Annotated in this window: 10 protein-coding genes; 3 read left to right on the top strand and 7 right to left on the bottom strand. The window is 65.7% G+C overall.

The window, feature by feature from the left end:
- Positions 1 to 10 precede the first annotated feature (10 nt).
- Positions 11 to 2,071 (top strand): copper-translocating P-type ATPase, encoded by a 2,061-nt coding sequence (locus tag R2834_12350; GenBank protein ID MEZ4701118.1) that lies wholly within the window; start codon positions 11 to 13, stop codon positions 2,069 to 2,071.
- 127 nt (positions 2,072 to 2,198) lie between these two features.
- A complete protein-coding gene (locus R2834_12345) occupies positions 2,199 to 2,891 on the top strand; it encodes a hypothetical protein (protein ID MEZ4701117.1) in 693 nt (230 codons plus the stop codon).
- Here the strand turns inward: R2834_12345 and R2834_12340 are convergent.
- From R2834_12340 to R2834_12310, 7 genes are all read right to left on the bottom strand, one after another.
- Positions 2,872 to 3,867: an aldo/keto reductase gene (locus R2834_12340; protein MEZ4701116.1), complete on the bottom strand. Its 996-nt coding sequence runs from the start codon at positions 3,865 to 3,867 to the stop codon at positions 2,872 to 2,874. The two genes, R2834_12345 and R2834_12340, sit on opposite strands and share 20 nt — an antisense overlap.
- 51 nt (positions 3,868 to 3,918) lie before the next feature.
- A complete protein-coding gene (locus tag R2834_12335; protein MEZ4701115.1) occupies positions 3,919 to 4,449 on the bottom strand; it encodes a hypothetical protein in 531 nt (176 codons plus the stop codon).
- Positions 4,450 to 4,657: 208 nt separating this feature from the next.
- Positions 4,658 to 6,148, bottom strand: a complete 1,491-nt coding sequence (locus R2834_12330) for a calcineurin-like phosphoesterase family protein (protein ID MEZ4701114.1) — start codon at positions 6,146 to 6,148, stop codon at positions 4,658 to 4,660.
- Positions 6,149 to 6,207: 59 nt separating this feature from the next.
- On the bottom strand, positions 6,208 to 8,865 hold the full coding sequence (locus R2834_12325; GenBank protein MEZ4701113.1) for a M14 family metallopeptidase: 2,658 nt from the start codon (positions 8,863 to 8,865) through the stop codon (positions 6,208 to 6,210).
- Between the two features lie 100 nt (positions 8,866 to 8,965).
- The gene (locus R2834_12320; protein MEZ4701112.1) at positions 8,966 to 9,658 is read right to left on the bottom strand and encodes a hypothetical protein; all 693 of its coding nucleotides are present in this window, start codon (positions 9,656 to 9,658) and stop codon (positions 8,966 to 8,968) included.
- Between the two features lie 39 nt (positions 9,659 to 9,697).
- On the bottom strand, positions 9,698 to 10,456 hold the full coding sequence (locus tag R2834_12315) for a hypothetical protein (protein MEZ4701111.1): 759 nt from the start codon (positions 10,454 to 10,456) through the stop codon (positions 9,698 to 9,700).
- Positions 10,457 to 10,476: 20 nt separating this feature from the next.
- Positions 10,477 to 11,085, bottom strand: coding sequence for a sigma-70 family RNA polymerase sigma factor (locus R2834_12310; GenBank protein MEZ4701110.1), 609 nt, complete (start codon positions 11,083 to 11,085; stop codon positions 10,477 to 10,479).
- 245 nt (positions 11,086 to 11,330) lie between these two features.
- On the opposite strand from R2834_12310, the gene R2834_12305 reads away from it, so the two are divergent.
- Positions 11,331 to 11,927 carry a YhgN family NAAT transporter gene (locus tag R2834_12305; protein ID MEZ4701109.1) on the top strand — a complete coding sequence of 199 codons (597 nt, stop codon included), beginning with the start codon at positions 11,331 to 11,333 and terminating at the stop codon, positions 11,925 to 11,927.
- Positions 11,928 to 12,163 lie beyond the last annotated feature (236 nt).

Genomic DNA, 12,163 nt, shown 5'->3' with positions numbered 1-12,163 from the left:
CCCCGAATCCATGTCCCACGACGCACACACCCATCACGCCGAATCCCACTCGCGCAAAACATCCGCGCATCCGTCCACCCACGACGGGGCGCACCACGGCCACGCCGGCCACGGCGACATGGCGGCCGACTTCAAGCGGCGTTTCTTCATCGCGCTGGCGCTGACGGTCCCCATCCTCCTCCTGAGCCCGATGATCCAGGAGGCCATCGGACTCGGGGGCGCATGGTCTTTCCCGGGTGACCTGCTGGTGTTGCTCGGCCTCTCCGCTGCCATCTACGGCTATGGAGGATGGCCCTTTCTGAAGGGGTTCGTATCGGAACTGCGCGACCGCCGGCCCGGCATGATGACCCTCGTGGCGATGGCGATCAGCGTGGCGTTTTTCTACAGCGCGGCCGTGGTGATCGGCCTCGACGGCAAGCTGTTTTTCTGGGAGACAGCCACTCTGATCGACCTGATGCTGCTGGGACACTGGATCGAGATGCGGAGCGTGATGGGCGCCAGCCGCGCGTTAGAGGAACTGGCGCGCCTGATGCCGGCGGATGCGCACCGGATCGACGCCGATGGCTCGGTGGTCGACATCCGGCTGTCCGACCTCAAGAAAGGAGATCGCGTACTGGTCAAGAGCGGCGAGAAGATTCCGGCGGACGGAGACGCGACGGAGGGCGAAAGCAGCGTGAACGAGAGCATGCTTACGGGGGAGAGTCGGCCCGTCAAAAAAACGACGGGGGACGGCGTCATCGCCGGCTCGGTGAACGGGCAGGGCTCGCTGACGGTAGAGGTTAAAAAGACCGGTGAGGAGAGTTATCTCAACCAGGTCATCGACCTCGTCAAGACGGCGCAGGCGTCGAAAAGCCGGACCCAGAACCTCGCGGACCGGGCGGCGCTTTGGCTTACGGTCGTGGCCCTCTCGGTCGGAGCCGTGACGTTCGTCGCGTGGTTCATCGCCGCCGGCCGTGACCTCGCGTTTTCGATCGAGCGCGCGGTCACGGTGATGGTCGTGGCCTGCCCGCACGCGCTCGGGCTCGCGATCCCGCTCGTCGTGGCCGTATCGACCTCCGCGGCGGCGCGGCGCGGGCTGCTCATCCGCAACCGGACCGCCTTCGAGCAGGCGCGGCTGCTGGATACCATGGTCTTCGACAAGACGGGCACGCTCACGGAAGGTCGTTTCGGCGTCACCGACATCCTGGTGTACGACGCCGACGGCGAAGACGAGGTGCTCCGTCTCGCTGCCGGCGTCGAGCGGGGGAGTGAACACCCCATCGCGGCCGGCATCCTCCACGCGGCGGAGGAGCGTGGCATCGATGCGCCGGCGTCGAAGGGATTCACGTCGATCACCGGTCAGGGTGTCCAGGCGGACATCGACGGGCGTCGCATCCGGGTGTTGAGTCCGGGAGCCATCGCCTCGGCGGGTCTCTCGCCGTCGGATGGGCGCGTCGACGAACTCGGCCGGCAGGGCAAGACCGTCGTGTACCTGGTTGGCGGATCGGACGACGAGGCCGAGTTGCTCGGCGCGCTGGCGCTGGCGGACGTCATCCGCCCGTCCGCCCGCGAGGCGATCGAGCGGCTGCACGCGATGGGCATCGACGCGGTGATGCTCACCGGCGACAGGCAGGAGGTGGCAGACTATGTGGCCGGCGAACTCGGCATCGACCGCACGATCGCGGAGGTGCTCCCGGACGAGAAGAGCGCGAAAATCAAGGCGCTGCAGGACGAGGGGCGGCGCGTGGCGATGACGGGCGACGGCGTCAACGATGCGCCGGCGCTGGCGACGGCGGATGTCGGCATGGCCATCGGGGCCGGAACGGACGTCGCCATCGAAGCGGCCGACATGGTGCTGGTCGACAGCGACCCACGCGATGCCGTCCGCGTCATCGCGCTCGCGAAGGCGACGTACCGCAAGATGATCCAGAATCTCTGGTATGCGGCCGGCTACAACATCGTGGCCCTGCCGCTCGCCGCCGGCGTGCTGGCCGCTTGGGGCATCATCCTGAGTCCGGCCGTGGGCGCCGTGCTGATGAGCCTCAGCACCGTGGTCGTCGCCATCAACGCGCGTATCTTGCGCGTCGAGTAACGGTTGTCTGCGGCGGGATATAGATGCGGGATTCGCGATGGGTTTAGTCCAGCCGCTTGCACTGGCGGTCCCACGATGATTCCGCATCCAGGATCCCGCACCCCGAAACCCATCTCCCCGACCCACCATGCCCACCCCCATCCTGAATCGCCCCGTGAAATGGCATCGCATGCGCCGGCGGCTGCTGCGCCATCATCTCCCGCTCCTCGCGCTTTCGGCGATCGTGACAGCGCTCTGCTACCGGTGGGTCGGGGCGGAGGACGTGATCCACAACTGGAGCATGGCGACGGCCTATGCGGGGATGGCGCTGCTGGCGGCCACGCTCCTGACGGGCCCGCTCGCCGTACTCCGGGGCCGTGCGCGGCCGGTATCCAACGACCTCACACGCGACATCGGGATCTGGGCCGGCATCCTGAGCATCGCGCACACGGTCTTCGGGCTCCAGATGCATTTTCGGGGGCGTATGTGGTTGCTCTTCGTTCCGGACGAGCCCCTGGCCTTCCCGTTTATCCGCATGGATCAGTTCGGATCGGCCAACTTCACCGGACTTTTCGCGACGCTCATCGTGGCGATGCTGATGGCGATCTCGAACGACCTGTCGCTTCGCCGGCTCGGGACGAAAACCTGGAAGAAGCTCCAGCGCTGGAATTACGCGCTGTTCGGCCTGGTCGTCGTGCACGGCATCTTGTACCAGATCCTCTCGTCCCGCGCGATTCCGTTCGTGCTGGTCTTCGGCGCGATGGGACTGGCGGCGGTGGCGCTGCAGTTCGCCGGCCGGCGTCGGGTACGGCGCGAAGCGGCTACCGAATCCGCGGCGTAGCCTGCCACATGTCGGGATTCGGGCCCATCGCCTCTTTCAGGGCGTTCGAGATATCGTCCAGCGCCTGGGCAACCTCCGGCCTGAGCGCCAGCTCGGCGGCGCGGACGTTGCGGCGGACCTGGTCCGGGTTGCGGCCCCCGACGATCACCGACGCCACGCCGGGGCGCGTGAGGAGCCACGCGAGCGCCAGATCCGCCATCGGCTCGCCGGCCTCCTCCGCGAGCGCGCGGATGTCCTGGATGGTGTTGAACAGCAGGTCCTCGAAGCCCCGCTGGCCGTGGCGCACCTGCGCCCACTGGCCGGATGAGAAGTGGCGCGTCCGGGCGCGGTCTTCCGGGACGTCCGCGGGGTTCTTGAATTTGCCCGTCAGCAAACCGTGCAGGAGCGGCGAGTAGCAGAGGATGGACACGCCGGCATCCAGACAGGCTGGCTGGATGGCGTACTCCGGAGCCCGGAAGAGGAGGCTGTAGGCGACCTGGTTGCTGGCGGGCGCGAAGCCGGCGCGGAGCGCGTCACGGAGGTCGAGCGGGCCAAAATTGGATACGCCGTATTCCCGGATCTTGCCCTCCTGTTTGAGGGCCTCCAGCGTGCGCATCGGGACCTCGATGGGCAGATCCCAGTTCGGCCAGTGGAGCTGGTAGAGGTCGATCCAGGTCGTCCCCAGGTTTTTGAGGCTGCGTTCGCAGGCCGCGCGGAGGTCGGCCTCGGCGAAGTTCGCCGGCACCACCTTCGAGGCGATGACCAGCCGGTCGCGTACGTCGCCGAGGGCCTCGCCGATGAGCTGTTCCGAGTAGCCGTTGCCGTACATCTCGGCGGTGTCGATGGTGGTCATGCCGGCGTCGTACGCCGCGCGGAGCGCCGCGAGGGAGTTGGCCTTCTCCTGGTGTCCCCAGTTCAGGCCGCCGACAATGCCCCAGCCGCCAAAGCTCAGGGCGGAGACGGAGAGGGACGTGGTGCCGAGTGTACGGTGTTGCATGGTGTGTTTGCGCCCCCTCGCGATCGCGGGGAGCATCGGGGATCTCGTGGATCAGGGGCTGTTGCGAGGCAGATACCGCTCGGGAATGGGCTGGTCCGGCCGCTCGCTGTCCCAGTAGATCGTCACGATCCACCAGCGACTCCCATCCCACAGCAACTGGAAACTATTGATCCCGCGCGCGAACGGTTTTGCGTCGTCGGGCTTGCTGCGGGATTCGTAGGTGCTGAAGGCGTGCAGGATGTGGCCGTAGCGCTCGATCTTGCGTTCGACCTCGACCTCGAAAAATCCGTTCTGTACGAAATAGGGGCTCGCGCGCTGGATGTACTCGTCGACCGTGCTCACGGCGGCGGTGACGCCTTCGGGGCGGACGGAGACGGGAATCAACCGGGCGCCCGGGATGAACAGCGAGCGGAACCGGTCCCAGTTGCGCTCCTCGCCGATCGGGCCGGAGATGACGTCGTAAGTAGCCGCCATGATGGCATCCACCGTGGCGACATCCTCGGGGTTGGCGGCCGGCGGGGTCTGCGCGCGCGCCGGGAGGGCGAGGAGCAGGAAGGTGAGAGCGAGGAAGGTGTAGTTCATGGAGTGAGTATGGTTGAGATGTCGTCTCGAACGGATCCCCGACAGGGTCGGGGGGAAGGGGCGAGATCGCCCGATGGATGGCGCAGCGGCATGCTGCTGGAGGTCCCCCCGCCTTCTCAGGAGCAGGCTCTCCACGGCAGGTTGGCTACGCTGAACCTTCGGTCGGGATGATAAAAAGGGCTATGATGGTCGCCATGCGCTGGCTTTGTCACAGGGTGGCGCTGTACACCCGGCCGAATCGGTCGCGGGCTTCCACGCGGATGCTGTTTGCCTCCGGGGAGACGGGGGCATAGAACAGATGTTGCGTCTTCCGTGGCTCCACCCAGGGACGGTGGCTGGGCAGTTCGGGGCCGGCGTGGAGTTCAATGGACATCGGGTCGAGCCCGAGACGCTGCCCCATCCGGCCCTTGCGTTCGCCGTCCTCGTACCAGACGACCTCCCATTCCGGATCCGCATCCCAGACGTTGGCCACGATCTCGTCCGGCGCCGTGGGGTCGGAGCCGCGCGGGTAGATGCGAAGCTGATGATCGAACGGCATGCCGGTGCTCTTGTAGCGCCAGGACACGTCCGACCCGTCCATCTCGAACACCGCGTAGCCGCTCGGCGTCCCGTCGTAGCAGATCGGCCCGCTCCACCAGGCGCCGCAGGCGGTGCCGAGGACGTGCTCGTGCACGCCGCCCTCGAAGACATGCTCGTGCTCGTGGGTGTGCCCGGTGATGAGGTGGGCGGTATAGGGTTCCAGCAGCCGGTACAGGCGTTCGCGGTTCGTGATCGACCCGCTGATGTCGGGGGATGCCGCGCCGTTGCGCAGGGAGGCGGTGCCCATGCCCGGGATGTGGGTGAGGACGATGACGGTGCGGCCGGCCTCGACCGTCGCCAGGTCCGCCGCGAGCCAGGTAAGCTGGATGTCGTCGAGATACCCGATATACCCCTTGCCGTGGTAGAACACGTCGTCCAGCACCACATAGTGCACCTCGCCGCGTTCGAAGGAATAATAGCGGGGGCCGAATCGCCCGCAGAACGTTTCGGTGGAGGTCAGATCCGATCGCCCGGAGAAGTCGAGGTCGTGGTTGCCCACGACCTGGAAGAACGGCACGCCCATCCGGCTGACGGCGCGCTCGTACTCGGGGTAGAGCGAGAGGTCGTCGAACATGATGTCGCCGCACGCGACGCCGAAGGCTACGGATCCGAGTTCCTGTACCGTGGAGATCACGTCCGGCACGGTCTGGTCGTGCAGCAGGCCCATCTCGTACGGCGTCTGCGTTTGCGTGTCGGCGAGGACGACGAAGCGATGCCGGCTGCCGGCGTCTGTCGCCTCCAGGTCGAAGCTCGCATCCATCTCCCCGCGGGCATTGGGGGCGATCGGCTGGTAAAAGCGGGCCGTCCCGGGTGCATTCTGGGGGATCTGGTATCCGTCCGGCAGGCCGATGTGCACAAAAGGCTGCGCGTCCGTCGTCGTCAGTTCATACCGGCCGTCGGCGCCGGTCCGCACGACCGATACGCCATCGGTCACCGAGACCCCCGCGAGGTTCGCCCGCCCGGCGCGGACGCGGCCGCGAACCCGCACCGGTTTGCCGGCCGGCGCGTGAAAGATCGGGGCGTACGGGTCGGCGAGGATCCGAAGCGGGAGCGCCAGGCCGGCGCCGGCGAAGGCGGCGTGGCGAAGGAATTGGCGGCGGGAGGTCGGGGTGGGGAGCATGGGGGTGATGAATGAAAATGTTAAAATGGAAAAAAATGGGAGGCGGATACGCCAGGGCGCTAGCGTTGCCCGGCGGGTGCAGGCAGCACATCCGGTTCCGGATCGGGAAAATCGGCCAGGGTGGCGGCGTGGAGGGTGTTGAAGATCAATTTGAACGTGCCGCCGGGCTGGCCTCTGAACTGGGGGCGGAAACCCGTGATCACCACGTTGCCCTCTCCGACCGGCACCCGCACCATGGCGGCCTTGCCGGCGAGGTATTCATCCTCTCCCAGTGCCCATCCACTCATGAGGAGATCGCTTTTGGCGTACCGGGCGATGACGTCGATCACGGGTGCCGGCGCCGGCGCGATGGACTCGCGCCCGCCCTCGCCGGTCGATGAACGGACCACCGCTTCGAACGCCCGGCCCTGCTGGAAGGACGCGGCCGTCTCTTCCTGCATCCCGTACGCGAGCGGGTGGCCGGTGTCCACGTCCATCCGGATCAGCGATCCGGGAATGAAGAACCGCGAGGACGGCACGCCGCGGACGGCGTTGCGCACGGGCAGACCGAACTGGTCGATCACAAAATCGCTCGCGCTGTCCAGCGCCAGCAGCGTGCCGCCTTCCTCGACGAATTGCTTGAGGGCCAGTGTGCCCTCGAGGCCGATCCCGCCGGTGTATTCCGCCGGCATGGTGTTCGGCGCATGCCCCTTCAGCAGCGCATCGCTGCCCTGGTCGGGCAGGATGACGGCGTGGTAGGTGGACAACCGGTCGTAGCGGAGGTCGGCGTCGTGCAGTGTATCCACGGCGAACGCGTACTGGTCGAGCAGCCAGCGCGTCCATCCTTCGTCCATGTTGGCGAGCCACGATTTGTACAGGCCGATGCGCGGGACGGAGAGCGGGTAGGTGGTGACAGCGGGCCGGGTTTCCAGACCGGCGAACGACAGCCCCGTCTCCTCGGCGAGCGCCTCGAGCCGGCGCTCGGTGTCGGCCCCTTTTTCGATGACGATGGTGCCTTCGGGGAACGGCGCGTTCTCGGGGCCGAATGCCTCGCCGGCCCAGGCGACCTTCTCTCCGGCCTTGAGCAGTCGGTTTACGACCAGTGCGCTGCCGTTGGCGCTATGCCCGAGCGCGTAGCCGAACGCGGGGTTTTCCGCGACCGTGCCTTTTTTCGGCAAGACGCGCGTTTCCGTCACCGGGTACAGCGGCGCCTGGAAGGGCGCGTCGATGCGGTCGACGCGGACGCCCATCTGCATGGGGAGCGTCCAGCCGGCGAGGTCGTAGGGCACCTCGGGTGATCCATCCGCCTTCCGGCGGTCGGGGTAGTCCTGGGGCTCCATGAGGTCGACGAGCATCGGCCGATAGGCCTGGGCGCTGAAAGCCACATAACTGTCCGCGTCGTAGCGCGTTGCCCCCGCGGTGAACGGGCGCTCGGCGCGCTGGACCTCGATGCCGGTTTTGCGGAGGACTTCCACGAGCCGGCGGGCTTCCGTCGGGTCGGCCTGGTCGGCGGGGATGATGTAGGCGTACGGTTTCGCGGTGTCGCCCCTGGCGATGGCGTCGCGCCCCATCGCGTAGCTGTCGTACAGCCAGCGCTCGCGCCGGTCCGCGGCGATTTCGAGGATGCCCATCGAGGCCGTGACCATGTAGTCGACCGCGTCCCGGAAGTGGGACTCGCCGCCCGGCCAGGGATAGGGGTAAAAGATGTCGGTGCCGTCGGTGGGGGTGTCGGGGTGGCCGGCGAGCGTGCGCGGCAGCGAATCGGGGGCATAGTAGCGCGGTGTGGGGGTGGCGTGCGCCGTCTCCGTGAGGATCCCGATCATGTTGTGGAAATACGGCGCCGTCCGCATCCCCCCGTTCCACCACATGCTGTACGCTACATCGGAAACGACGCCGGGCTTCTTCTCCATCGCGAACCGGTTCGCCATGGCGGAGCCCACGAGGTTGACGCCCGTCGTGACGCCGGGGTGGATGTTGGGATTGACCGGATCGGAGAAGGGCGGGAGGAAGATGCGCGCCCACGCCGGCGAGGTCTGATGATGGTTATGGACGATCTGGGGATACCACTCGTTGTACAGCACCTGCGACACCGCCTCCGACTCCGGCATCGTGTTCATGAACCAGTCCCGGTTGTTGTCGTGGCCTACGTAAGGATGGTAGAGCCAGGCCGGACTCGTCGTTTCGTAGGGCGTGCCCACATACTTCCGGTACCAGCTGGTGACGATGTCGAGCCCGTCCGGGTTGATGTTCGGCATGAGCAGCACGACGACGTTGTCGCGGATGCGCTGCATCTCGAAGCTGTCTTCGGCAACCAGCTTCCAGGCCAGCAGCGGCGTCATCTGCCCGTGTGCTTTTTCGCTCGCATGCATCCCGCCGTCGATCCAGACCACGGTTTTGCCCTCGCGGGCATACCGGCGGGCGGTGGCATCGTCGATGCGGGCGCGGGAGAGGGCCTCGCTCATCGTTCTCCAGCGGTCGAGCTGGGCCATGTTGGCCTCGCTGGAGATGAACATCACGTACAGCGGCCGGCCCTGGGCGGACCGCCCGATTTCGATCATCCGCGCCCGATCCGAGGCGGCGTCGAGGCGCTGGAAGTAGTCGGTGACCTGGCTGTAATCGGCCAGCTGGTAGTCCGCACCCGGCTCGAAGCCGAACACATCGACCGGGCGCGGGATGACAGGCTGCGCACCGGCCGGCAGGGCCAGGAACGCGAGGAGGAGAAACCAGAAAAACTTCATGCAGGCAACGTGGCTGGGAGTGCTGCCGATGAAGATAGGAGATGAAGGATTCGGATAAAAGGCGCGCCGGGGATCGCGCCTCGAGATCGAACGGGCCGTGTTACTGGATCAGTTCCTGGAGACGCTGGTCGATGATCTGGCTTTTCAGGTCTTCGCGTTCCTCGAAGCGGCGTTGCAGTTCGGTGAGCTGTTTTTCGAGCTGCTCGACTTCCATCCGGCGGTTTTCCTGCTTGAGTTCGAAGATGCGCTCGAGCAGCTGACGCAGTTCGGCCACCTCGGCGTCGCGCGCCGGGCCGGCAGCCATATTCCGGATGCGCTGGGCGCGTTCGAGGGTCTGGTTCTCCAGGTCGAATTCGGTTACGAGCCGGCGGTAGAGGGCATTGTCCTCCCGCTGCACTTCGAGGAAATAATGCTGCATGAGCGGGTTTGCGCCGACCGGCTCCGCCGCTTCGCCGTAGGCTACGTCCGCCTTGGCGGCGGCGCGCTGGCGGATGGGGGGCGGCGGGTTGCGGAATACCACCGTCGTGCGGCTGGACTCCATCTCCTCGGCCGGCAACTCGTGCAGGCGGCCGTCCATGATGGTGTAATAGTGATCGTTCAATTTAAACGAAGTGCCCGTCGAGCCGCTGAAGGACAGCTGCACGGTGACACCGTCGACTTCGAGCGAGGAGGGGATCTGATCCGGCTCCTGGAGCCGGCCGTCCACACGGACCTCGCCATTCTGGATCGTCAACGTGTGCGTTTGCGCGAAGGCTGGCAACGCCAGGGTGGCGAAGAGCAGCAAAGCGGGCAAGTGGACGATGAGACTGTTTAAAAAGCGTCGCATGGTCTGCTAGTTGCCTCTGGGTGAACGCGTGCTGGACGCCTCGTTGAGACGAAGCCCGGCCGGCGGAGCGGTCGGGGCGGCGCCCTGGAGCGATTCGAGCGGGACGACATGATCCCAGCTCAGGTCTTCGCTCTGTTCGAGGAGCTGGTCGATCCGGCTTTTATACTGGATGAGGGCATCGGCTTCCTCCCAGGTCGGTTGCCGGGATTCCGTGACGGGGGCGAGTGCGCCGGCCATCTGGAAACCGGAGTCGGCGAGCGAACGGCTGGCGGCCGGCGCTTCGTCGGCGAGGGCTTCGGCCATCGGCTCCGCGTCCCTGTCGAGCCCGAATCCATCGGCTTCGAGTTTCTGAAGCGGCACCGACTGGGCGGCGACGGGGGCTTCCTGGAACGACGAGGTCGGCGTCCGATTCACGAGAAAAAGTGCGACGAGGGCGACGACGCTCAGGGCGGTGGCCGCATAGCTCCAGTTCCGGATTCGGAGCCCGAGGGCCCGGCGCGGTGCGGGGGCGCGATCGATCGGCACTGTGCTGCCAACTGTGTCGCTAACTGTGCTGCCAACTGCGCCGGCTGACGCGGCGGCCATGATGCGGGCGAGCACGTCCGCATCCGGTTTTTCGGCGATGGAGTGGTCAAGCCAGAACTTGGCCTCGCTCATGGCCTGGTATTCCGCCTTGAGGTCGGAATCCTGGAGCAGCTCCTGGAGGGGGGCTGCATCCTCGGCTTCGCCATAAAGATGAGCTAGGAGTTGTAGCTTCTTGTCCATAAAAACGTGGCATGCGAGCTCTACGGAAGCTCGGAAAGTTCAGTCTGAGGTTTTTTTTTATCGGTCATCATCCGCCGAAGGTTCAGCAGCGCGTAGCGCATGCGTCCGAGGGCGGTGTTGATCGAGCAGTCGGTGAGCTGGGCGATTTCCTTGAAGGTCATCTCCGATTCGTGGCGAAGCAGCAGCACCTCGCGCTGCTCCGGGGGGAGCCGATCGATACAGGCCTGAAGCCAGTCCGCCTGCTCGCCGCGATGCATCAACTCATCGGCTGCGATCCCGTCGGCCGGCAGCCGTTCCCAGAACGAGGGGGCGTCGTCGTCCCCGAGATCGGGCACATCCTGCCATTTTTTCCGGCTGCGCAGGTAATCGAGCGCGGCGTTGCGGGCGATGCGCATCACCCAGGCCAGCCACCGGTCTTGCTGGGCGTACGAACCGCGCTGGTTCTGCATTGCGCGAATGACGCGCAGGAAGGTCTCCTGGAAGAGATCGTTCGCCACGCTCCGGTCGCGCACCATACCCAGCAGGTAGCCGAAGATTCGCTCCTGATGACGACTCACGAGCAGGCTGAACGCCCGTTCGTCGTTATGGTCGAGGTAAGCCGAAACCAGTTGCTCGTCGCTGGGATGCATCCGCGGTGTCGATGGCAAAACTACCGGTCGTTTCCGGGGCCGATAGGGTAAAAACGAGTAGACCTGGCCGATAGTATAGGCGGCGCAGAAAAAAGTTCTGGAAGGTGGTTCTATGTTCGAGCATCAAGGTTCAAGGCCCAACGACACCGCGCTGGGCGTCCTTGTTGATCATGCCGCCCAGGTAAGGGCGAGTTATATGGACTCCGAACCTCGATCCTTGACCCTCAGACCTTGAACCTCCCCCCATGGACTTCTCCGATTCGATCTGGTCCGCCGCCGTTGTGCTGCTGTTTATCATGGACCCGCTCGGGAATATCCCGGTGATGCTGTCCATCCTGAAGGATATCGATCCGGCGCGCCGGCAGAAGATCATCGTTCGCGAGCTGTTCATCGCGCTGGCGATTTTGCTGATCTTCCTGTTCAGCGGCCAGAAGATCCTCGATTTCCTCCATCTTCAGCAGGAGTCGGTGACCATCGCCGGCGGGATCGTGCTGCTCATCATCGGGCTTCGGATGATCTTTCCGAACAAAGAGGGCGTGATGGGGCACAGCGCGGTGGGGGGCGAGCCGTTCATCGTGCCGCTGGCCGTACCCATGATCGCCGGCCCGTCCGCCCTGGCGATGCTGATCCTGATGGTACGCAGCGCACCGGGTCAGATGACGAACTGGTTTTATGCCCTGATGATCGCCTGGGCGCTGACGTCGGTCGCGCTCCTCGGCGCCCCGTTGCTCTACCGGGTCCTCCGCGACCGCGGCCTCGCCGCCATCGAACGCCTGATGGGGATGCTCCTCGTGATGATGGCCGTGCAGATGCTGCTCAACGGGCTGAAGGCCGTAGGATGAAAGGCATCGCAAAAGGCAAATCGCCAAATCCGTAGGTCGGGTTAGGTCCCCCTTAGGGACCGTAACCCGACGCTTCCCCCAATGGGCCCCCCTCAAAGCCCGTAGGTCGGGTTAGGTCCCCCGGGGACCGTACCTCGACGTTTCCCCCAATGGGCCCCCCCGCAAAGGCCCGTCCCCGACGTTTTCTCCAATTCGCCTACATGCGCTCCCCACACAGGTTATATGACCCCCAAATT

The organism is Rhodothermales bacterium, from assembly GCA_041391505.1.
GTDB lineage: Bacteria > Bacteroidota > Rhodothermia > Rhodothermales > JAHQVL01 > JAWKNW01.
The sequence above is the reverse complement of the archived record's forward strand: the minus strand, read 5'-3'. Positions and strand labels throughout refer to the sequence as shown.

Bases quoted from the DNA above. Each gene is read 5' to 3' on its own strand.
- R2834_12350 (MEZ4701118.1), top strand. From the start codon at position 11: ATGTCCCACGACGCACACACCCATCACGCCGAATCCCACTCGCGCAAA.
- R2834_12345 (MEZ4701117.1), top strand. From the start codon at position 2,199: ATGCCCACCCCCATCCTGAATCGCCCCGTGAAATGGCATCGCATGCGC.
- R2834_12340 (MEZ4701116.1), bottom strand. From the start codon at position 3,867: ATGCAACACCGTACACTCGGCACCACGTCCCTCTCCGTCTCCGCCCTG.
- R2834_12335 (MEZ4701115.1), bottom strand. From the start codon at position 4,449: ATGAACTACACCTTCCTCGCTCTCACCTTCCTGCTCCTCGCCCTCCCG.
- R2834_12330 (MEZ4701114.1), bottom strand. From the start codon at position 6,148: ATGCTCCCCACCCCGACCTCCCGCCGCCAATTCCTTCGCCACGCCGCC.
- R2834_12325 (MEZ4701113.1), bottom strand. From the start codon at position 8,865: ATGAAGTTTTTCTGGTTTCTCCTCCTCGCGTTCCTGGCCCTGCCGGCC.
- R2834_12315 (MEZ4701111.1), bottom strand. From the start codon at position 10,456: ATGGACAAGAAGCTACAACTCCTAGCTCATCTTTATGGCGAAGCCGAG.
- R2834_12310 (MEZ4701110.1), bottom strand. From the start codon at position 11,085: ATGCATCCCAGCGACGAGCAACTGGTTTCGGCTTACCTCGACCATAAC.
- R2834_12305 (MEZ4701109.1), top strand. From the start codon at position 11,331: ATGGACTTCTCCGATTCGATCTGGTCCGCCGCCGTTGTGCTGCTGTTT.